Source organism: Streptomyces sp. HUAS ZL42, assembly GCF_040782645.1.
GTDB lineage: Bacteria > Actinomycetota > Actinomycetes > Streptomycetales > Streptomycetaceae > Streptomyces.
Genome location: NZ_CP160403.1, coordinates 4243304 through 4262985, shown reverse-complemented (window position 1 = coordinate 4262985; position 19682 = coordinate 4243304). Strand labels below are relative to the sequence as shown.

Here is a 19682-nt window from a genome sequence, read left to right as displayed (position 1 = left end):
CGTGAACTCACTCGAACTCCCCCTGGAATCCGGCGGATCCGTCACCGTCGAGCTCGTCGACTCCCCGTACGCGGCCGGTGCGGACCCCTACGGCGGCAGCTTCGTGACGCGCGGCGGGATGACCCCCGAGGCCGCCGCCGAACGGGCCGAGCAGACCTTCGAGTCCTCTCTCGGCACCGTGCGCAACGTCGCCGAGAGCGTCCTCGCCCAGCTCGACGGGCTGCGCCTGCGGCCGGAGAGCGTGACCGTCGAGTTCGGCATCGCCCTCGCGGCGAAGGCCGGCGCGATCGTCACCGCGGGTGCCACCGCCCACTTCCAGATCAGCGTCACATGGAACCCGGGACCGTCATGAGCGAGTCCAGCGACTTCGTTCTGGAGATCCGCGGGCAGGGCGCCCAGAAGTACGTGGTGAGCGTGTCCTCCCCGGCGGGGGAGGACAGTGACTCCGTCGCCCTGGACGCGGAGTACATCAACTCCCGTCTCCGCGACCTGCAGACGGCGGTGCTGGCGTCCTCCGCGATCCCGCGCGCGGTCGCGCTGGGCCTCGAGCGGCCGGTACGGGAGGTGGGCGAGCACCTCTTCCGTACGGTCCTCGGCAACCGGCTGCGCGGCCTGTTCCTGTCCAGCCGCCAGCTCGCCGAGGCGAACGGGCGCTCCCTGCGCGTGGTGCTGCGCATCCGTGAACCCGAACTGGCGTCCCTTCCCTGGGAGTTGCTGCACTGCCCGGATTTCGGCGGCTATCTGAGCATGCGCGAACCCGTCGTCCGGTACGTGGACATGCCCGAACCCGTCCGGCCGATGCGCGCGCAACCGCCGCTGCGCATCCTCGGCATGACATCCCTGCCGGGCACGCTGGCACGGCTGGATGCCGACGCGGAACGGGCGGGCCTGGAGGTCGCGTTGCGGCCGTTGATCGACCAGCGGCAGGTCCAGCTCGACTGGGTGGACGGCCAGACCGTGGACGACCTGTCCCGGCGGCTGCTGCACGGCTGCCACATCCTGCACTTCATCGGCCACGGCAGCTACGACCCGGAGCGCCAGGAGGGCATGATCGCGCTCGCCGACGCGGACGGCCGGGCCCAACTGCTCCACGCGAGCGCGTTCGCCGCGCTGATCAGCGTCGCCCGGCCCAGACCGCAGCTCGTGATGCTGAACAGCTGCCAGAGCGGCACGGGCAACTCCCACGACCTGTTCTCCAGCACGGCGGCCGTGCTCGTCCGTACGGTGCCCGCCGTGGTCGCCATGCAGTTCGCCGTCACCGACAAGGCGGCGACCCGGTTCTCCGCCTCGTTCTACGACGCGCTGGCGGCCGGGCGTTCGGTGGACGAGGCGGTGCGCGTCGGCCGCGTCGCCCTGGTCGCGGGCAAGGACGACAGCCTGGAGTGGGCGACGCCGGTGCTGTATCTGCGTGGGGGCGACGCGCGGCTGTTCGACCTGTCGGCGCCGGCACGAGCCGGGGGTGACGCCGCGCGGCGCGAGGGGGAGCCGGCGGATCCGCGGTCGGCCTGGACCGCGCAACCGGGGGTGCCGGTGCAGGGGGAGTCGGAACGGAGCGACGTCCGCGTGCCGCCCATGCCGGAACAGAGGCCCTCCCCGCCCGAACATCCGCCGTCCGTGCCTGAACAGAGGTGGTTCGCGCCGGGACGGCAGCCGCCCGGGCCCGATCCGCGGCCGTACACACCCGAACCGCGGCCTTCCGCGCCTCAACATGTGCCCTTCGCCGACGGCCGCCTGCCGTTCCCGCCCGGATACGACTCGACCGGACGCGGACTGCACAACGTTCCGGGTACGGGCCAGCCGGCCATGACCGCCCGCGTCCTCAACACCGGCCAGTGGGTGCACGCGCTCTCCTTCCACCCCGACGGCAGACGCCTCGCCGCCGGGTCGCGGAAGTGGGTGCGGGTCTGGGACGCCCAGACCGGCAACCGTGTCTGGGAGCAGTCCGTCGCCTGGCTCGCGACCGTGTTCGCCGTCGCCTTCAGCCCCGACGGCCACCGCCTGGCCACCGGCAGCGCGGACAACACGCTGCGGGTGTGGTCCGCGGTCAACGGCGAGGAAATGCTGACCCTGCGGCACGACCACATCGTGTTCGGCCTCGCCTTCAGCCCCGACGGTCACCGTCTCGCCAGCGCCTCCGGGGACCGCACGGTACGGCTGTGGGACCCGGGCAGCGGGGAGCAGATGCTGCGCATCCCGCACGACCAGATGGTGACCGACGTCGCGGTCAGCCCGGACGGGCAGTTCCTGGCGAGCGCCTCGGCCGACCGCTCCGTGCGGGTGTGGTCCGGGGGCGGGGCGCTGGTCCTGCGGCTGCGCCACGACCACACGCCCAAGGCGCTCGCCTTCGGGCCCGACGGCACCCGCCTGGCCACGTGCGACGACGCCGGCACCGCCCGGATCTGGGACGTGCGCCACGGCCACCAGCTGCTCCTGGTCCGCCACGGCGGCGCCCTGAAGGACGTGGCGTTCAGCCCGGACGGCCGCTGGATCGCCACGGCAGGCACCGACCGTACGGCCGTGCTGTGGGACTCGGTGGACGGTGCCCGGGCCCTGCGCGTCCAGCACGACCACTACGTCTTCGCCGTGGCCTTCAGCCCCGACGGCCGTTGGCTCGCCAGCGGCAGCGAGGACAAGACGATCAAGCTGACCCCGGTACCACCGCCCGCACCAGGGCCGTAGTCGCGGCCGCCGCCAGCACGACCACCGCGAACGGCGCCCGACGCCATGCCAGTGCGCCGGCCACCAGTACCCCCGCCGGCCGCGCCCACCCCGCGAAGCCGCCGCCCTCCGTCAGCGCCCCGGTGGCCAGCAGGGCGGTCAGCAGGACGACTGCCCCGGCGGACATCAATTCCTTCGTACGTGAGGACAGTTCGATCCGGCCGTGCAGCACGGGGCCGACCAGCCGGAAGGCGTACGTCCCCACGGCCAGCGCGAGGATCATCGCGACGGTGCCACTCATACGGCGGTCCCCTCACGGCCGTACAGCACAAGCCCGGTGAGTGCCGGCAGCACCGGCACGCCCGCCGGCGCGACGGGCGTCGCCGCGAGCGCGACGACCGCCCCGAGCAGCGCGGCCCGCCGGGTCCGTGCGTCCTTCCGCAGGGCCGGCAGCACCAGTGCCACGAGTACGGCGGGGAAGGCGGAGTCCAGACCGTACGTCGCCGTGTCGCCCAGGGCGCCCCCGGCGAGCGCTCCGGCCAGCACCCCGGTGTTCCACACGGCGAACAGCCCGAGCCCGGAGACCCAGAACGCGGTCCGCCGCCGTACCGGGTCCGGCTGGGCGAGAGCGAAGGCGACGGTCTCGTCGGTCACGAGGTGTGCGCCCAGGACGCGGGCGAGCCGGCCCCGGCCGACGGTGTCGGCGACGGCCAGGCTGAAGGCCGCCGTCCGGATGTTGAGCAGCAGTCCGGTGGCCGCCGCGGCGACCGGGCCGCCCCCGGCAAGTAGCACGCCGACCGCGCTGAACTGGGCGGAGCCCGCGTACACCACCAGGGACATCACCACCGGTACCCATACGGGAAGCCCGCCGGCGACGGCGATCGCACCGAACGACACGCCGACGATGCCACCGGCGAGACAGACGAGGGCGACGTCACGGAGAAGTTCCGGATCTGTTCGCTGTACCGAACGCATGTTTTCTACAATGGACAGCAGTGGTCCTGTTCGTCAAGGCGAACGATCGTACTTCTGGAGCGAACGAACATGGTGGATGCCGCACCGCCCCCGTCCCGTCTTCCCCTCGATTGGATCGCCGCCTCCCTGCGCCGCGAACGCACCCGGGCCGGGCTGTCCCTGTCCGAACTGGCCAAACGGGCCGGCATCGCGAAGTCCACGCTCTCGCAGTTGGAGGCGGCGAGCGGGAATCCGAGCATGGAGACGATCTGGGCGCTGGGTGTGGCGCTCGGGGTGCCGTTCAGCGCGCTGGTGGAGCCGCCCGCGCCGGCGGTGCGGGTGATCCGGGCCGGTGAGGGGCCCGCCGTCGCGTCGGAGCAGGCGAACTACGTGGCGACCCTGCTCTCGGCGAGCCCGCCGGGCGCCCGGCGGGACATCTATCACCTACGGGCGGAGCCCGGCGCGGCGCGGGAGTCCGAGCCGCACATCCCCGGCACGGTCGAGCATCTGATCGTGGGCGCGGGGCGGGTGAAGGCGGGGCCGGCGGGGGAGGCGGTCGAACTCGGGCCCGGTGACTACATGGCTTATCGGGGCGACGTGCCGCATTCGTACGAGGCTCTGGTGCCGGGTACGGCTTTCGTGCTGATCATGCAGCACGTGTGAACGTGAAATGAACGTGAACGAAATGGACGGCTGGAATTCAGGTGAATGGCCGGAAAAGGCAGGAGCCCCGTTGCCGAAGGCACGGGGCTCCTTGGGTACTGCTTCTCCTGCGTACTGCTGATGCGGTACTGCGGCTCTGCGATTTACAGCGGGGTGACGTTCTCCGCCTGCGGGCCCTTCGGGCCCTGGGTCACGTCGAAGGACACCGACTGGTTCTCCTCGAGGGAGCGGAAGCCGGAGGCGTTGATCGCGGAGTAGTGAACGAAGACGTCGGGGCCGCCGCCCTCCTGGGCGATGAAGCCAAAGCCCTTTTCGGCGTTGAACCACTTGACGGTTCCGGTAGCCATAAGCCCTCCTTGGGCTCAAAAGGGTTGCCCTGCTCCAGAACCTGCAAGTGTGAAACAGTGCCGCACAACTGCCTGTCTGAAAAGACGAGAGCCCGCGGTTACATGCTCCGCAGGCTCTGTACTGCAAGGGAAACCAAACTGCAACTTGCGGCGAGCCTAGCACGCAGGCAGCCGAAAGCAATAGAGGTCAAGATCACGTCACCCGGACGTTTGAACGTCTCGTGTCGTGGTTGACGGGGCGGCGGGGACGCGACGGACCCGTTTGGCCCCACCCTGAAGCCTGCACGGTACCCCATGAGGGCTAGTGTCGCGATGTGGACAATTCTCGCACCCGGCCGCGCGTCGGCCACATCCAGTTCCTGAACTGCCTGCCCCTGTACTGGGGGCTCGCGAGAACCGGCACGCTCCTCGACTTCGAGCTGACGAAGGACACCCCGGAGAAGCTCAGCGAGAAGCTGGTGCAGGGAGACCTCGACATCGGGCCCATCACCCTCGTCGAGTTCCTCAAGAACGCGGACGACCTGGTCGCCTTCCCCGACATCGCCGTCGGCTGCGACGGACCGGTCATGTCCTGCGTGATCGTCTCGCAGGTCCCGCTGGACCGGCTGGACGGCGGCCGGGTCGCCCTCGGGTCGACCTCGCGCACCTCCGTCCGCCTCGCCCAGCTGCTGCTCGCCGAGCGCTACGGCGTCCAACCCGACTACTACACCTGCCCACCCGATCTCAGCCTGATGATGCAGGAGGCGGAGGCGGCGGTGCTGATCGGCGACGCGGCCCTGCGCGCCAACCTGCTGGACGGCCCGCGGTACGGACTCGCCGTGCACGACCTCGGCTCGCTGTGGAAGGAGTGGACGGGGCTGCCGTTCGTCTTCGCCGTCTGGGCGGCCCGCCGGGACTACCTCGAGCGCGAGCCCGTCATCACCCGCCGCGTCCACGAGGCCTTCCTCGCCTCCCGCAACCTCTCCCTGGAGGAGGTCGGCAAGGTCGCCGAACAGGCCGCCCGCTGGGAGTCCTTCGACGAGAAGGTCCTCGAGCGGTACTTCACCACGCTGGACTTCCGCTTCGGTGGACCGCAGCTGGCCGCGGTCGCGGAGTTCGCACGGCGGGTCGGACCGACGACCGGCTTCCCCGCGGACGTGAAGGTGGACCTGCTGCGACCCTGAGCCGCGCCAGGGCCTGTCCGGCGGATCAAGTCGCAGGAAAGCAGCGGCATCTGATGCGCGCGGGTGAGCGGGGCGATGGGGGTGCCCCGCGCGAGGTTGTTCGAGCGTGGGGGAGCGTCCGGCTGCAAGACGGAGGAGGGCGTGCCACGCCCCGCGTCTGCGGCATGTCCGCCGGGCAGGCCCTAGGCTGCTGGGAGTCGAGGCGTACGGGGGAGAGGTGGACGCCATGCAGCCGCTCGGAGCCGACGAACCCGCCGTCGTGGGGCCCTACCGGCTGCTCGGCCGGCTCGGTTCCGGCGGCATGGGCCGGGTCTACCTCGGCCGCAGCGCGGGCGGCCGCACGGTCGCCGTGAAGATCGTGCACCCGCACTTCGCGCTCGACGAGGAGTTCCGGGCCCGCTTCCGGCGCGAGGTGGAGGCCGCGCGCCGGGTCGGCGGCGCCTGGACCGCGCCCGTCCTGGACGCCGACCCGGAGGCGACCGTGCCGTGGGTCGCCACGACCTACGCGGCGGGCCCCTCCCTGGCCACGGCGATCGCGGACGGCGGCCCGCTGCCGACCGCCACGGTACGGGCGCTGGGAGCGGGGCTGGCGGAAGCGCTGGCCGCGGTGCACGAACTGGGGCTGGTGCACCGGGACGTGAAGCCGTCCAACGTCCTGCTGACCCTCGACGGCCCCCTGCTGATCGACTTCGGGATCGCTCGCGCCATGGACGGAACGGCGTCCCTGACCTCCAGCGGCGTCTCGATCGGCTCGCCCGGCTACATGTCCCCCGAGCAGATCTCGGGGAAGGGGGCCACCGGGGCGGCCGACGTCTTCTCCCTCGGCGCGGTGCTGGCGTACGCCGCGACCGGGGAGCCGCCGTTCCGCGGGGACTCCTCGGCCGCGCTGCTCTACAAGGTCGTCCACGAGGAGCCAGAACTCGGCTCTCTGGAAGGCGACTTGCGGGAGCTGGCAGAGGCCTGCCTGGCCAAGGAGCCCGGTCTGCGGCCCACGCCCGGCGAGGTGGCCGGACGGCTCGCTCCGCAGGGTGCGGCCCGGCTGGTGGCGGGCGGCTGGCTGCCGGGGGCGCTGGTCGAGCAGGTCAGCCGGAGCGCCGTACGGCTGCTGAACCTGGAGACGAGCGAGTCGGTGCCGTCCGTGCCGTCCGTGCCGTCGGGGCCGGTGGGGTTCAGCAGTCCTTCCGTCGGACAGCCGGTGACCGTCGGCGAGTTCGGGCCGCCACCCGTGATGCCCTCGGCGGAGCCTGCCGTTGCGTCCGTACCGGAACCGCGTGACGCGCCGCCGCAGTACACGGTCGTACCGCCCGCTGACGATCAGCGTCCCGGGAAGCTCTCCGTCTCCGTGGCGGCCACTTCGACGCCGGGAGACGGCGGGCGCGGGCGGCGGCTGAGCTGCACGGTCGCCCTGGCGGTCGCGGGGGCGCTGGCCGCGGTGACCGTGGGGTCGGTGTTCGTCTTCCGCCTTCTGCCGGGCGACGACGACGGCGCCGACACCTCCGCGGGCGGGGCGTACTCGCCGGCGCCCGGCGACAAGTCGAGCCCCTCCGACAGCCCTTCCGAGAGCGCCCCTGACGGCAGCGCCTCCGAGGGCAGCACCTCGCCCTCCGCCGTCCCCGCCCGCTATCTCGGCACCTGGGAGGGCCAGGGCACCGGCCTGGGCGGCACCGTGCCGATGGGCACGTTCCAGGTCACTGTCCACGACGCGGCCGTGGGCAAGGAACTGGGCAGGGTCCGCAACACGGATCCGCTCTCCACGATGACCTGCATCGACGTCCTGACGCTGCAGAAGGTGACGAAGAGTCAGATAGTCGCCACGTCCGTGGGGGCCGACTCGAATCCGAGCACCTGCGTGAAGGATCCCCACACCGTGCGCCTCACTCCCGTCGGCGACGACCTCAAGTACGAGTCGGACAGCGAGGGTTCGGGACGGCCGGTGGCCCGGATGTCGAAGGCCGAGTAGGTGACGCCGAGCGTGAGCGACCTTCTGCTCGTCGCCGTCGCCGTCGCCCTCGCCGCGCTGTGGGGTGTGGTCGCAGGAGCGCTGCTGCCCCGGGCGGTGTACCGGTTCTCCGCGCCGGTCGAGGAGCCGTGGCGGGCGCTGTGTCCCCGCGGGCATCCGATCCGGGGCTGGACGGGGCGGGCGCGGTGCGCGGAGTGCGCGGACGGGGGGACTCGGGGCGCGTACGGGCCCGGCGTCGTCCCTTTGTCCCTCTTCACCTCGATCGTCTGCGCCGTCCTCGCCGCCGCCACCGGCACCCGGCCCGAGCTCGGCGTCTGGCTGCTGCTCGCGCCCGTGGTCGTACTGCTGGCGGTCGTCGACTTCCGGGTGCAGCGGCTTCCCGACCCGCTCACCCTCCCGCTCGCGGCCGCCGCACTCGCCCTGCTCGGTGCGGCCGCGCTGCTGCCCGAGCACGCCGGTGACTGGACGACGGCCCTGCTCGCCTCCCTCGCGCTCGGCGCCGGTTACCTCGTCCTCCACCTCATCAACCCGGGCGGCATGGGCTACGGCGACGTGAAGCTGGCGCTGGGGATGGGCGCGGTCCTCGGCTGGTACGGCTGGGCGACCGTGATGCTCGGCACCTTCGCCGGATTCCTGCTCGGCGCGCTGTACGGCGGGGTGCTGGTCGTCACCCGGCGGGCGGGGCGCAAGACGCCGATCCCGTTCGGGCCGTTCCTGATCGCGGGCGCGTTCGCGGGGCTGCTCGTCGGCGCGTACGCGGCCTGAGGTGAGCCCTGCAAAAACGCTGGCGTAGGCTGGTTCGGTCCGCCCACAACCCCTACGAAAGGGACGCCCCGGTGACCGAGAACGCCGACCTCCAGTCAGTGCTCGACCGTGCCGCGGCCGGCGGACGGATCACCCCCGCGGAGGCGCTCGACCTCTACCGCGACGCCCCGCTGCACGCGCTCGGCGCCGCCGCCGACGCCGTACGCCGCCGCCGGTACGCCGGGACGGAGCACATCGCGACGTACATCATCGAGCGCAACATCAACTACACGAACGTGTGCGTCACGGCGTGCAAGTTCTGCGCCTTCTACGCGCCCCCGAAGGACACCGCCAAGGGCTGGACCCGCGACCTCGACGACATCCTGCGGCGCTGCGCCGAGACCGTCGAGCTGGGCGGCACGCAGATCATGTTCCAGGGCGGGCACCATCCGGACTACGGCGTCGAGTACTACGAGAAGCACTTCGCCGCCATCAAGAAGGAGTTCCCGCAGCTCGTCATCCACAGCCTGGGGGCGAGCGAGGTCGAGCACATGGCCCGGATCTCCAAGGTGTCGGTCGAGGAGGCGATCCAGCGCATCCACGCGGCCGGCCTCGACTCCTTCGCCGGTGCCGGCGCCGAACTGCTGCCCGAGCGGCCGCGCAAGGCCATCGCGCCGCTGAAGGAGAGCGGCGAGCGCTGGCTGGAGATCATGGAGGCCGCGCACCGGCTGGGTGTCGAGTCCACGTCGACGATGCTGATGGGCACGGGCGAGACCAACGCCGAGCGCATCGAGCACCTGCGGATGATCCGCGACGTACAGGACCGCACCGGCGGCTTCCGCGCCTTCATCCCGTACACCTACCAGCCCGAGAACAACCATCTGAAGGGCCGCACCCAGGCCACCATCTTCGAGTACCTGCGGATGATCGCCATCGCGCGGCTGTTCATGGACAACATCGCCCACATCCAGGGCTCGTGGCTGACCACCGGCAAGGAGATCGGCCAGCTGTCCCTGCACTACGGCGCGGACGACCTCGGTTCGATCATGCTGGAGGAGAACGTCGTCTCCTCCGCCGGCGCCAAGCACCGCTCCAACCGGCTGGAGATCATCGACCTGATCCGCAAGGCGGGACGCGTCCCGGCCCAGCGGTCCACGACGTACGAGCACCTCGTCGTCCACGACGACCCGGCGAACGACCCCGTCGACGAGCGGGTCATGTCCCACATCTCCTCGACGGCGATCACGGGCGGGACGGCACATCCCGAGCTGAAGATCCTCGCGTCCAACTGACCTGTCCGTGCTGACGATTCACACCGCCGGGCTGCTCGTCCCCGGGGACCCGCGGCGGCCGTCCGTGCCCGGCGGCGCGGTGCTCGTGGACGGGCGGGAGATCGCGGCCATGGGCTCGTACGAGGAGCTGTCGGACGCGCATCCGACCGCCCGGGTGCGGCGCTGGCCGGGGCTGCTCGCCCCCGGGCTGCTCAACCCGTACGGGCCCGAACTCCTGGAACACGCCTACCATCCCGACCCGCGCGAGGCCGATGAGCTCGGCACCGAGCCGCTCACCGGCGCGGCCCTCGCGGCGATCGCGATGACCGACGCCCGCTGGGGCGCGAGCGCGCGGCGGGGCGTGCAGCGGATGCTGGCGCACGGGACCGTGGCGGTGGCGGGGGACTTGTGGCGGCCCGCGGTGTCGGACGCCGTGCACCGGGCAGGACTGAGCGTCGAGGAGCGGTTCGAGGATCCCAAGGGTCCGCCGACCCTCGACCCCTTGGCCGGGCGGACACTGGCGCAGGCGATCACTCTGCCCCTGCTGCCGCACGTCGGCATGGACGCGACCTTCGCCGTCTTCGACGTCCCGGACGAGGCCGCGCTCATCGAACGCGGGGCCGCCACCTGCGTGGCGACCGTCCTCGCGGGACGCCTGGTGCACAGACGGCGGTAGGTCCGCTCAGCCCGTGAACGCCTTTGCGAACGCGCCCGAACTCTGCGTCACCCCGCTGCAGTTGGTCGCCGCGTCGTCCTGCGTCGCCTCGCCCTCCTCGCACTGCTGGTCCCGGAACGTGGCCCACATGGACACCCAGGCCATCTCCTTCTCCTCGGCGAACGCGCGCACCTCGGCCGCGTCCGCAAGGGTGAACGTCTCGTTGTCGACGTCGTTGACGCCGATCATCGAGGTGAGCGCCATGCCCCGCCAGGCTCCGTCGTCGGACAGCCCGAAGACCTTCTTCAGCTGGGCCTGGGTGGCCTTGGCCGAGGTGAGGGCGTACGCGCCCATGTCGCCGTCGTACGACTCGCCGTAGTTCATCGTCATGATGTTGACGGTGGAGACCTGGACGTCGTACGTGTTCGCGGACTCCAGCAGCGCCAGGCCGTCGGCGTCGAGGCCGGTCGGCATGACCGGGAGCGTGAAGGAGATCTCGAGGTCCGGGCGCTCCTTCTGCAGCGCGGCTATCGCCCGGGAGCGCAGGTTCACCGAGTCGGAGTCCGTCAACTGCTCGCCCTCGATGTCGAAGTCGGCCTGGGAGGAACCCGCGGCGTCCAGTGCGTCGCCGTAGGCCTTCGCGAGGTCGGTGGCGTCGTCGCAGGCCGACGCCAGCTCCTTGCCGTCGGCACCGCCGAAGGAGACGCGCACCGTCGCGCCGCTCTCCTTCAGCGCCGCGATGCGGGACTTCACCGACGAGTCGCCGATCGCGTGCGTTTCGTTCCACTTCGGCGTACAGCCGCTGCCGTCCGAGATCACGAAGGCGAGGTTGTACGTCGCCGGTGAGCCGGCGGAGTCGTTGCCGGAGGCGTCCGTGACGCTGACGTACGGGGCGTACGACGTCTCGGCCGATGCCTCGGCCGACACGCTCGCCGACGGCGCGGCCGAGCTTCCGCCGGGACCTGCGGAGCACCCGGCCGTGGCCAGGGCAAACAGGCAACTGAGCCCGGCCACCGGCTTCAGGAAACTCCTCATCGCGTATGCACCCGCTCTCGTGATTTCTGTCTCAGGGGAAAAGGGAGTACGTATTCCAAGCGAAAATGTCTCATGCGGAGCCGAAATTGGGGTTCCGAGCCTGCTCCGCCGAGGGTGGGTTGCGCAGGAGTTCTGGGAAACTCTCAGGAAAGAGACAGATCAAGGAGTTTCTCATGGGTCTCTCACATGGATTTCCGAGTTTCTGACACATAAAGACTCCCTAATGTCCGGGGAATGCAATCCGAGCCTGCCATCGAAGGTCACGAGGGAGCGCGTGAAGCGCGCGGTCGCCGCCGCAAAGGCGGCAACGGGGCGTCCGCCGAAGGGCCCGTGTTCGTCGACAACTCCGGACACCGGTCGAAGCTGCTGCGCCGTCTCGGTCTGCTCCTCGGCGTCGTGTGTATCGCGTACGCGGCCGTGCTGGGCGCGACCTTCATGGGCTGAGGCAGCTCGCTGCCCCCGTCCCAGCTGCTGCCCTTCGGCGGAAACGGCCAGGGCGGCCAGGACCGGCCCGGCGGCTTCCAGCCCAACGGCGGTGTCGGCGACCGGATCGGCCGCCCCGGCAGCGCCCCGTCGGCGCCGCCCTCGGGCACCGCCGTCCCGACCCCGTCCGCCTCCGCGTCCGCCGCGGCAGCCGACTGACCGGAACGCAGCCACTCATGACGACGACTCCTTCCCGCGGCCGCCGCCGCGCCCCCACCCGTATGAAGCGGGCGGCCGGTAAGGCGGCTGCCCTGCAGAAACCTTGAGTCATTCTCGCCCGGCTTCTCCTGCTGGCGCTGAGCAGCGTGATGCTGCTCGACGGCTATCTGCGGGCCGAGGTCGGTGGCGACCAGCGCGTGCGCAGCGGGGCCGCCTCCAGCGACGTGCCCGCTCCCGCTCGCCCAGGCCTTCTGGTCGGCCGGTTTCGTCATGCTGCTGATGTGGGCCAAGGCGTACTTCCGGATCGACTTCGCGGGCCTCACCAGGTTCCGCCGGCTCGACCGGATCGTCACGGTCTTCAACGCGCGCGGTGACGATCTACCTCTGGCACCAGATCGCGCTCGTCCTGGCCGTCCCATTGATCGACCGCTTCTGGGACGTGCCCGCGTTCGAGAAGTGGCTGCCGCTGGAGAGCCAGTGGTTCATGTTCGGCATCGGCTGGATCCTGATCGCGGTCTTCGTCCTGCTCTGCGGCTGGGTGGAGGACGTGGCCGCGAGGAAGAAGGCACGGCTGCTCCCCTGAGTCGGCGCTGGGGGCCGTACTGCAAGAATGGGCCCGTGACCCGCGCATCCCTGGACAAGCAGCCGCACGAAGTCGCCTCGATGTTCGACAACGTGGCGGAGCGGTACGACCTGACCAACGACGTGCTGTCCCTCGGACAGGACCGGCGCTGGCGCAAGGAGGTCGCGAGGGCGGTGGACGCCCGTCCCGCGCAGAAGGTCCTGGACCTCGCCGCCGGTACGGCCACCTCCTCGCTGCCGTTCGCCCGCACCGGCGCGTACGTCGTCCCCTGCGACTTCTCCCTCGGCATGCTCCAGGTGGGCAAGAAGCGGCACCCCTGGCTGCCGTTCACGGCGGGCGACGCGACGAAGCTGCCCTTCCGGGACGACACCTTCGACGCGGTGACGATCTCCTTCGGGCTGCGCAACGTGCAGGACACGGACACCGCCCTGCGGGAGCTGTACCGGGTGACCCGGCCGGGCGGCCGGGTCGTCATCTGCGAGTTCTCACATCCGACCTGGGCGCCGTTCCGCACGGTCTACACCGAGTACCTGATGCGGGCCCTGCCGCCGGTCGCCCGCGCGGTCTCCTCCAATCCGGACGCGTACGTCTACCTCGCCGAGTCCATCCGGACCTGGCCCGACCAGCCCGCCCTCGCCGAGCGTCTGCGCAAGGCGGGCTGGTCGAAGGTGGCGTGGCGGAACCTGACGGGCGGGGTGGTGGCCCTGCACCGGGGCTTCAAGGAGAGCTGAGGCCAGGGCCGTCTTCCACGGGCTTCAAGGGGCGCTGAAACCGGCGACCGCGTACGGGTCACCCGGCTCGTCCAGCTCGCGCTGCAGCCCGCCGCCGCTCGGGTTCGGGATGCGCGGCTCGCGCACCCCGGCGCCTCCGCCGCCCTCACCCTCACCGAAGTCGAACCACACGGTGACCACGGCACCGCGCGGGATCTCGACGCCGGGCAGGGGATACTGCCGTACGACGTAGTCGACGACGGTTCGATGGAAGTCGGGCCGGTCGGGCGCGGCGAGGAGCACTCCGCGGGCCTCGGCCGCGACACGCGCGTCCATGGCCATCAGACCGACGAGCTTGGGCACTCGCACTTCGGGCGTCTTGGGTGTTATGCGCACAGATGTCACCCCCAGCGGTACAGGAAGGGTAACCGGACGGCGGCGTCACCCGGAAGCGCCAAGTATCTTTCTGTAGCAGTTGATTACTCTGCGTTATTTACGGGCGTCACAGATCGAGCCGGTAGCAGTGCCCCTCGCGCTGCGACGCCGGCGTCGTGAAGACCTCGGCCAGCCGCATGCCCAGCCGCCGCGTGACCGCGATCGACCGTGCGTTTCGGGAGTCGACCATCGCCACCACGTTCGGCAGGCCCGCCGCACGCAGCCGTTCCAGGGTCATGTGCGCGGCCGCGGTGACGTACCCCTTGCCCCAGTGAGCCCTCCCGAGCCGCCAGCCGATCTCGATCTCGCCCGTCGGCCCCCAGTCCCGCTCCCATGGCTGCGCGCCCGTGAAGCCGAGGACCTGGCCGGCCTCGTCGATCATGGTCCACAGGCAGAAGCCGCGTTCGGCGTCGTGCCGGCGCTGGCGGGCGGTGAGTTCCTCATAGACGGACAGCTCCGCGGCCCTGCCGCCGTGGAACTCCATGACGTCCGGGTCGTCGAAGATCCGGTGCCAGGCGACGGCGTCCTCGTCGGTGGGGACGCGCAGCCGTACTACGGGGAGAGCTCGGTTCACTGGGCAGCCCTTCAGCCGGGTGATCAGTACTGCTGCATAGACTGCCCATGTCCCGTGCCGGTCGGCACACAGATTTCGAACTTGGGGAGATCCCGCCGTGACCGTCGTGACCGAGCCCCTCTCCGAGAACACCGCCGATGTGATCGTCGTGGGCGCCGGGCCGGCCGGCTCCACCACCGCGTACCACCTCGCCAAGTCCGGTCTCGATGTCCTGCTGCTGGAGAAGACCGAGTTCCCGCGCGAGAAGGTGTGCGGTGACGGTCTCACGCCCCGTGCCGTCAAGCAGCTCGTGGCCATGGGCATCGACGTCTCGGAGGAGGCCGGCTGGCTGCGCAACAAGGGGCTGCGCATCATCGGCGGCGGGGTGCGGCTGCAGCTGGACTGGCCGGATCTCGCCTCCTTCCCCGACTACGGCCTCGTCCGCAAGCGCGACGACTTCGACGAGCAGCTCGCCCGCCAGGCCCAGAAGGCGGGCGCGCGCCTGTACGAGCGCTGCAACGTCGGCGCCCCCATCGTCGACGACCGTACCGGCCGTATCACCGGCGTCCACGCCAAGCTCGGCGAGGAGAAGCGCGAAGTCACCTTCCACGCGCCCCTGGTCGTCGCAGCCGACGGCAACTCGACGCGCCTCTCCCTGGCGATGGGCCTGCACCGCCGCGAGGACCGCCCGATGGGCGTCGCGGTCCGTACGTACTTCACCTCCCCCCGCCACGAAGACGACTACCTGGAGTCCTGGCTGGAACTGTGGGACCGCCGGGGCCCCGAGGACCGGCTGCTCCCCGGCTACGGCTGGATCTTCGGCATGGGCGACGGCACGTCGAACGTCGGCCTGGGCGTCCTCAACACCTCCGACTCCTTCAAGGAACTCGACTGGCGCGAGGTCCTCAAGGCCTGGTGTGCGTCCATGCCGGAGGACTGGGGCTACACACCGGAGAACATGACCGGCCCGATCCGCGGCGCGGCTCTCCCCATGGCCTTCAACCGCCAACCCCACTACACCCGTGGCCTGCTGCTCGTCGGCGACGCCGGCGGCCTGGTGAACCCCTTCAACGGGGAGGGCATCGCCTACGCCATGGAGTCCGGCCAGATCGCCGCCGACGTCATCGTCCAGGCCCACGCGCGCTCGACGCCGGCCCAGCGCGAGACGGCCCTCCAGCACTACCCGCGCGTCCTGAAGGAAACCTACGGCGGTTACTACACGCTGGGCCGCGCCTTCGTGAAGCTCATCGGCAACCCGAAGGTCATGAAGATCGCGACCCAGCGCGGCCTGACGCACCCCCTGCTGATGAAGTTCACCCTGAAGCTGCTGGCGAACCTCACGGATCCGACGGGCGGCGACGCGATGGACCGCATCATCAACGGCCTGAGCAAGGTGGCGCCGAAGGCGTAACCGCCTATGACGATTCCTCCTGCCTTGTGAGGATGCTGTGGGCGGGTGGGGAATCGGGCTTCCGACCTGCGGAGCCCCTCCCTACCCTCCGTTGCTCATGACAACAGAACACACACAGGAGCGGACAGGCCACACCCGTAGACGCTTCCTCGCCGCAGCCGGGGGAGTGGCGGGAACCGCGGGGACCCTCGCCTTATGGCCCGCCGCAAGCGCGCACGCCGTTGCCGGCAAGCGTGTCGCCGTCCTCGGCGGCGGTGTCTCCGGCCTCAGCGCCGCCCACGAACTCGCCGAACGCGGCTACGCCGTCACCGTCTACGAGTACTACGACGCCCTCGGCGGCAAGGCCCGCTCGATGGACGTCCCCGGAACGGGGACCGGCGGCCGCAGACCGCTCCCCGGCGAACACGGCTTCCGCTTCTTCCCCGGCTTCTACCGGAACCTGCCGGACACGATGCGCCGCATCCCCTTCCCCGGCAACGCGAACGGCGTCCACGACAACCTCCGCAGCGCTACGGAGGCCCTGTTCGCCCGCGGAGCAGGCCGCCCCGACCTGCACTTCCCCCTGCGACGCGCCACCACCCCACCCGCCCCCGGCGACCTCACCCCGGCCTGGATCCGCGACCAGATCCTCTCCGTCCTCGACCTCGGCACCCGCCTCCCCGCCCATGAGGCCGCCTACTTCGCCGACCGCGTGCTCGTCCACCTCACCAGCTGCGACGCCCACCGCGAGGACCAGTGGGAGAAGGTCCCGTGGTGGGACTTCATCCGCGCCGAGGAGATGAGCGAGGAGTACCGGACGCTGCTGGGCGTGGGCCAGACCCGCAACCTGGTCGCCACCCGCGCCGAGGTCGCCTCCACGCGCACCGTCGGCCGCGTCATCGTCGAGGCCCTGCTCCTGTGGGGCCTGCTCGGCCGCGGCATGGACGGCGACGCGGACATCGACCGCGTCCTCAACGCCCCCACGAGCGAGGCCTGGATCGACCCCTGGGAGACGCACCTGCGCACGCTCGGGGTCGAGTTCGTCCTCGGCACCCAGGTCCGGGAGGTCCTGTACGACGGCGGACGTGTCACCGGCGTACGCGTCTCTGCCCGCGACGGCAGCCGGGAACGCACGGTCACCGCCGACCACTACGTCTCCGCCCTGCCCGTCGAGCACGCGCGCGTGACATGGGGTTCCGCCCTGCGCGCCGCCGACCCGCAGCTCGCCCGGTGCGACGCCCTGCAGACGGACTGGATGACCGGGGTGATGTTCTACCTGCGCACGCCCACACCCGTCGTGCACGGCCACATCAACTGCCTCGACTCACCCTGGTCGGTGACCGGCATCGGACAGGCCCAGTTCTGGGACGTACGGGACTTCTCGCGCGACTACGGCGACGGGCAGGCCCACGACTGCCTCTCCGCGATCATCTCAGAATGGGACAAGCCCGGCATCCTGTACGGCAAGACGGCCAAGGAGTGCACCAAGGACGAGATCGTCGCCGAGCTCTGGGCCCAGTTGAAGGACGGCCTGAACGACGCCGGCAAGACCACCCTCACGGACGCCGACCGGATCGGCTGGTTCATGGACCCGGCGGTGACGGGCCTCGGCGGCCCCGACCCGCAGAACCGCGAACAGCTCCTCATCCACCCCACGGGCACGCTCTACAACCGCCCCTCGGCCCGCACCGGGGTGCCCAACTTCTTCCTGGCGGGCGACTACGTCCGCACGGACGTGGACCTGGCCACCATGGAGGGCGCCAACGAGTCCGCGCGACAGGCCGTCAACGCCCTGCTGGATGCAGACAATTCGGACAGTGAGCGGTGCCGGATCCGGGAGCTGTACCGCCCGCCGGAGATGGAACCCCTCAAGCGCACCGACGAAGTGCGTTACCGGCTGGGCCTGCCCAACACCTTCGACCTCGGATAGGACGGTGGGGCCGCTGCCCCCGAGCGGCTGCGGCCCCTTCCGTACGGCGTACGACTGTGCGTCAGAGCACCCGCACCGCACCGGACGCCGGGTATCCGGACAGATCCTGGATGACGACGCCCTTGGACGGGTTCGCCGCGTCCAGGTACTGGCCGTCACCGATGTAGACGCCCACGTGGTACGCGGAACCCTTCCCGCCCCAGTACAGGATGTCCCCGACCGCGAGGTTGGACAGGGAGACCTCGGTGCCCGCCATCGACTGGTCCTGCGAGACGCGCGGCAGGTCGACGCCGACCTGCTTGAACGCGGCCTGGACGAGGCCGGAGCAGTCCCACGCGTTGGGGCCGGTGCCACCCAGGACGTACGCGTCGCCCACCTGCGCCTTGAGGAACGCGATGACCGTCGCCACGCTGCCGCTGGCGGGAGCGGAAGCCGTCGCGGTCAGGGTGGTCCGCGCCGAGGAGCGGGAGGCGGTCTCTGCGGCGGCCTTGCGGGCCTCCTCCGCCTTCTTCTTCGCCTCGGCCTTCTTGGCCGCTGCGAGGTCCTTCGCGGCCTCCTTGGCCGCGGCGCTGGCGGCCGCGTCACGCTCGGCCTGGAGCTCGTAGTTCGCGGCTGCCTGCTGCGTGGCGGCAGCGGACTGGGCGACCTGAGCGGCCAGGTCGGCCGTCAGCGTGGGCAGTTCGAGCGTCTGCGTCACCGGCTCGGCCGCGTTCGCCGAAGCCGATGCGCCGGCCACTGCCACGGTGCTGAGGATGCCACCGGCGACTCCGGCCCGCATCGCGATCTTCGAGACGCTGCGGGGGCGGGGTTTCCGGTGGCTGCGTATGTGAGCGGTGTGGGACATGGGTACAACCGGTATCAGGGGCTCCTCCATACCTTCAAGAAACGTGTGCTGCGCCACAGTTGTTCATTCGGAGCCCCAAATCCCCTTCGCTCCACTCTTTATTGACGCCGTAACGGACATTACGGACTCTGGTGATCAAGCCTGTGATCAAGGCCTTTCATCGTTACGTCCGGATTGCCCGCCGCCTACCACTGGTGGGGACGGTTGGCCAAGCCCGGCTTTCCGGCGCCTCGCTCGGATGTGGCGGAGGTCACGCAACGGTTACGACGGCGCCTGCGTCTCGCGCATGGATCACGGCCCGATTGCGAGCCGGTCACGACCCGGGCCCGCTCGTGAACGCGTGCACGCGTCCACATCCCACCCCGCACCTCCCCCTGATGTGTGAATGGGTCCTCTATCAAGGCGCCGCGTCCAACGCCAATTTGCATGCAAGGGAAGTCTCTTGATATGGAGGGGACCCTCCCGGCCCTGCCCCGGCCTGCGGCGACGATCGAAAATGTCACCTCTGGTGATCACTCGGACGCTTCTCTTGCGAAGATCACCGCTCATCCGACTTCATGATCCTCTGTCAGGTGGTGGAGATCACAAAGCTTGTGTAATACCCCGTGTCGCAGATCACAGAGTGGCGGGCATAAGATGCGAGGCAGTTGGGCTTGTGACCTGCTTCACATGTTCGCGATCTTCGTCGGAAACGCGCGGGGTTCGCGGGACAGGTGGGGCGGAAGTGAGCCCGGCGCCATCGCCAGCAGTCAGTGCCGACTGAGAGGAGCGAGGAGCGGTGAACGCGTATGCGCCCATCCTCGTACTGGGAGCCCTCGGGGCAGGCTTTGCGATCTTCTCCGTGGTCATGGCCACGCTGATCGGGCCGAAGCGGTACAACCGCGCCAAGCTCGAGGCCTACGAGTGCGGAATCGAGCCGACCCCCACGCCGGCCGGTGGCGGCCGCTTCCCCATCAAGTACTACCTGACGGCGATGCTCTTCATCGTCTTCGACATCGAGATCGTCTTCCTCTACCCCTGGGCCGTCACCTTCGACGCCCTGGGGGTGTTCGGGCTCGTGGAGATGCTGCTCTTCGTGCTCACCGTCTTCGTCGCCTACGCCTATGTGTGGCGGCGCGGCGGCCTGGAATGGGACTGAGGGGCAT

At 70.5% G+C, this 19682-nt stretch carries 20 protein-coding genes and 1 pseudogene; 14 read left to right on the top strand and 7 right to left on the bottom strand.

Annotated features, from left to right (window positions below):
- Position 1 precedes the first annotated feature (1 nt).
- Entirely contained in the window at positions 2 to 352 is a 351-nt protein-coding gene (locus ABZO29_RS19400; RefSeq protein ID WP_367321451.1) for a CU044_2847 family protein, read from the top strand.
- Positions 349 to 2679, top strand: coding sequence for a CHAT domain-containing protein (locus tag ABZO29_RS19395; protein ID WP_367321450.1), 2331 nt, complete (start codon positions 349 to 351; stop codon positions 2677 to 2679). Before ABZO29_RS19400 ends, ABZO29_RS19395 begins: the two co-directional genes overlap by 4 nt.
- Here the strand turns inward: ABZO29_RS19395 and ABZO29_RS19390 are convergent.
- Both ABZO29_RS19390 and ABZO29_RS19385 read right to left on the bottom strand, forming a co-directional pair.
- Positions 2639 to 2959 carry an AzlD domain-containing protein gene (locus ABZO29_RS19390; protein ID WP_367321449.1) on the bottom strand — a complete coding sequence of 107 codons (321 nt, stop codon included), beginning with the start codon at positions 2957 to 2959 and terminating at the stop codon, positions 2639 to 2641. The two genes, ABZO29_RS19395 and ABZO29_RS19390, sit on opposite strands and share 41 nt — an antisense overlap.
- Positions 2956 to 3633, bottom strand: a complete 678-nt coding sequence (locus tag ABZO29_RS19385; protein WP_367321448.1) for an AzlC family ABC transporter permease — start codon at positions 3631 to 3633, stop codon at positions 2956 to 2958. The genes ABZO29_RS19390 and ABZO29_RS19385 overlap by 4 nt, the downstream gene beginning before the upstream one ends.
- A 69-nt stretch (positions 3634 to 3702) precedes the next feature.
- Here ABZO29_RS19385 and ABZO29_RS19380 point away from each other — a divergent pair, with 69 nt between their 5' ends.
- Positions 3703 to 4275, top strand: a complete 573-nt coding sequence (locus tag ABZO29_RS19380) for a helix-turn-helix domain-containing protein (protein WP_367321447.1) — start codon at positions 3703 to 3705, stop codon at positions 4273 to 4275.
- Between the two features lie 143 nt (positions 4276 to 4418).
- On the opposite strand, the gene ABZO29_RS19375 is transcribed toward ABZO29_RS19380, so the two are convergent.
- Positions 4419 to 4622: a cold-shock protein gene (locus tag ABZO29_RS19375; RefSeq protein ID WP_010986243.1), complete on the bottom strand. Its 204-nt coding sequence runs from the start codon at positions 4620 to 4622 to the stop codon at positions 4419 to 4421.
- 314 nt (positions 4623 to 4936) lie between these two features.
- On the opposite strand from ABZO29_RS19375, the gene ABZO29_RS19370 reads away from it, so the two are divergent.
- From ABZO29_RS19370 to ABZO29_RS19350, 5 genes are all read left to right on the top strand, one after another.
- On the top strand, positions 4937 to 5785 hold the full coding sequence (locus ABZO29_RS19370; RefSeq protein WP_367321446.1) for a menaquinone biosynthetic enzyme MqnA/MqnD family protein: 849 nt from the start codon (positions 4937 to 4939) through the stop codon (positions 5783 to 5785).
- Between the two features lie 226 nt (positions 5786 to 6011).
- Complete coding sequence (locus ABZO29_RS19365) at positions 6012 to 7745, top strand: serine/threonine-protein kinase (protein ID WP_367321445.1); 1734 nt, start codon at positions 6012 to 6014, stop codon at positions 7743 to 7745.
- Positions 7746 to 7757: 12 nt separating this feature from the next.
- A complete protein-coding gene (locus ABZO29_RS19360; protein WP_367321444.1) occupies positions 7758 to 8510 on the top strand; it encodes a prepilin peptidase in 753 nt (250 codons plus the stop codon).
- A 71-nt stretch (positions 8511 to 8581) separates the two neighbouring features.
- Positions 8582 to 9781 carry a cyclic dehypoxanthinyl futalosine synthase gene (gene mqnC, locus ABZO29_RS19355; RefSeq protein WP_367321443.1) on the top strand — a complete coding sequence of 400 codons (1200 nt, stop codon included), beginning with the start codon at positions 8582 to 8584 and terminating at the stop codon, positions 9779 to 9781.
- A gap of 7 nt (positions 9782 to 9788) precedes the next feature.
- Positions 9789 to 10436: a hypothetical protein gene (locus ABZO29_RS19350; protein ID WP_367321442.1), complete on the top strand. Its 648-nt coding sequence runs from the start codon at positions 9789 to 9791 to the stop codon at positions 10434 to 10436.
- Positions 10437 to 10442: 6 nt separating this feature from the next.
- Here the strand turns inward: ABZO29_RS19350 and ABZO29_RS19345 are convergent, their stop codons facing one another.
- Positions 10443 to 11450, bottom strand: coding sequence for a chitinase (locus ABZO29_RS19345; protein WP_367321441.1), 1008 nt, complete (start codon positions 11448 to 11450; stop codon positions 10443 to 10445).
- Between the two features lie 234 nt (positions 11451 to 11684).
- Here ABZO29_RS19345 and ABZO29_RS19340 point away from each other — a divergent pair, with 234 nt between their 5' ends.
- The 3 genes and pseudogenes from ABZO29_RS19340 to ABZO29_RS19330 all read left to right on the top strand — a co-directional run bounded on the left by ABZO29_RS19340 (position 11685) and on the right by ABZO29_RS19330 (position 13406).
- The gene (locus ABZO29_RS19340; protein WP_367321440.1) at positions 11685 to 11894 is read left to right on the top strand and encodes a hypothetical protein; all 210 of its coding nucleotides are present in this window, start codon (positions 11685 to 11687) and stop codon (positions 11892 to 11894) included.
- A gap of 432 nt (positions 11895 to 12326) precedes the next feature.
- Positions 12327 to 12675: pseudogene (locus ABZO29_RS19335) on the top strand (acyltransferase); the annotation flags it as partial.
- 35 nt (positions 12676 to 12710) lie between these two features.
- Positions 12711 to 13406, top strand: coding sequence for a demethylmenaquinone methyltransferase (locus ABZO29_RS19330; RefSeq protein WP_367321439.1), 696 nt, complete (start codon positions 12711 to 12713; stop codon positions 13404 to 13406).
- A gap of 24 nt (positions 13407 to 13430) precedes the next feature.
- Here the strand turns inward: ABZO29_RS19330 and ABZO29_RS19325 are convergent, their stop codons facing one another.
- The gene (locus tag ABZO29_RS19325; RefSeq protein ID WP_367321438.1) at positions 13431 to 13781 is read right to left on the bottom strand and encodes a PASTA domain-containing protein; all 351 of its coding nucleotides are present in this window, start codon (positions 13779 to 13781) and stop codon (positions 13431 to 13433) included.
- A 106-nt stretch (positions 13782 to 13887) separates the two neighbouring features.
- A complete protein-coding gene (locus ABZO29_RS19320) occupies positions 13888 to 14394 on the bottom strand; it encodes a GNAT family N-acetyltransferase (protein WP_367321437.1) in 507 nt (168 codons plus the stop codon).
- A 97-nt stretch (positions 14395 to 14491) separates the two neighbouring features.
- Here ABZO29_RS19320 and ABZO29_RS19315 point away from each other — a divergent pair, with 97 nt between their 5' ends.
- The gene (locus ABZO29_RS19315) at positions 14492 to 15784 is read left to right on the top strand and encodes a geranylgeranyl reductase family protein (protein WP_367321436.1); all 1293 of its coding nucleotides are present in this window, start codon (positions 14492 to 14494) and stop codon (positions 15782 to 15784) included.
- 97 nt (positions 15785 to 15881) lie between these two features.
- Positions 15882 to 17693, top strand: coding sequence for an FAD-dependent oxidoreductase (locus ABZO29_RS19310; protein ID WP_367321435.1), 1812 nt, complete (start codon positions 15882 to 15884; stop codon positions 17691 to 17693).
- Positions 17694 to 17754: 61 nt separating this feature from the next.
- Here the strand turns inward: ABZO29_RS19310 and ABZO29_RS19305 are convergent, their stop codons facing one another.
- Positions 17755 to 18567, bottom strand: coding sequence for a C40 family peptidase (locus ABZO29_RS19305; protein ID WP_367321434.1), 813 nt, complete (start codon positions 18565 to 18567; stop codon positions 17755 to 17757).
- 748 nt (positions 18568 to 19315) lie between these two features.
- Between ABZO29_RS19305 and ABZO29_RS19300 the strand changes: the two genes are divergently transcribed.
- Positions 19316 to 19675, top strand: a complete 360-nt coding sequence (locus tag ABZO29_RS19300; protein WP_007383963.1) for an NADH-quinone oxidoreductase subunit A — start codon at positions 19316 to 19318, stop codon at positions 19673 to 19675.
- Positions 19676 to 19682 lie beyond the last annotated feature (7 nt).

Coding starts and splice junctions, on each gene's coding strand:
- ABZO29_RS19395 (WP_367321450.1), top strand. CDS start 349: ATGAGCGAGTCCAGCGACTTCGTTCTGGAGATCCGCGGGCAGGGCGCC.
- ABZO29_RS19390 (WP_367321449.1), bottom strand. CDS start 2,959: ATGAGTGGCACCGTCGCGATGATCCTCGCGCTGGCCGTGGGGACGTAC.
- ABZO29_RS19385 (WP_367321448.1), bottom strand. CDS start 3,633: ATGCGTTCGGTACAGCGAACAGATCCGGAACTTCTCCGTGACGTCGCC.
- ABZO29_RS19380 (WP_367321447.1), top strand. CDS start 3,703: ATGGTGGATGCCGCACCGCCCCCGTCCCGTCTTCCCCTCGATTGGATC.
- ABZO29_RS19375 (WP_010986243.1), bottom strand. CDS start 4,622: ATGGCTACCGGAACCGTCAAGTGGTTCAACGCCGAAAAGGGCTTTGGC.
- ABZO29_RS19365 (WP_367321445.1), top strand. CDS start 6,012: ATGCAGCCGCTCGGAGCCGACGAACCCGCCGTCGTGGGGCCCTACCGG.
- ABZO29_RS19345 (WP_367321441.1), bottom strand. CDS start 11,450: ATGAGGAGTTTCCTGAAGCCGGTGGCCGGGCTCAGTTGCCTGTTTGCC.
- ABZO29_RS19340 (WP_367321440.1), top strand. CDS start 11,685: ATGCAATCCGAGCCTGCCATCGAAGGTCACGAGGGAGCGCGTGAAGCG.
- ABZO29_RS19310 (WP_367321435.1), top strand. CDS start 15,882: ATGACAACAGAACACACACAGGAGCGGACAGGCCACACCCGTAGACGC.
- ABZO29_RS19305 (WP_367321434.1), bottom strand. CDS start 18,567: ATGGAGGAGCCCCTGATACCGGTTGTACCCATGTCCCACACCGCTCAC.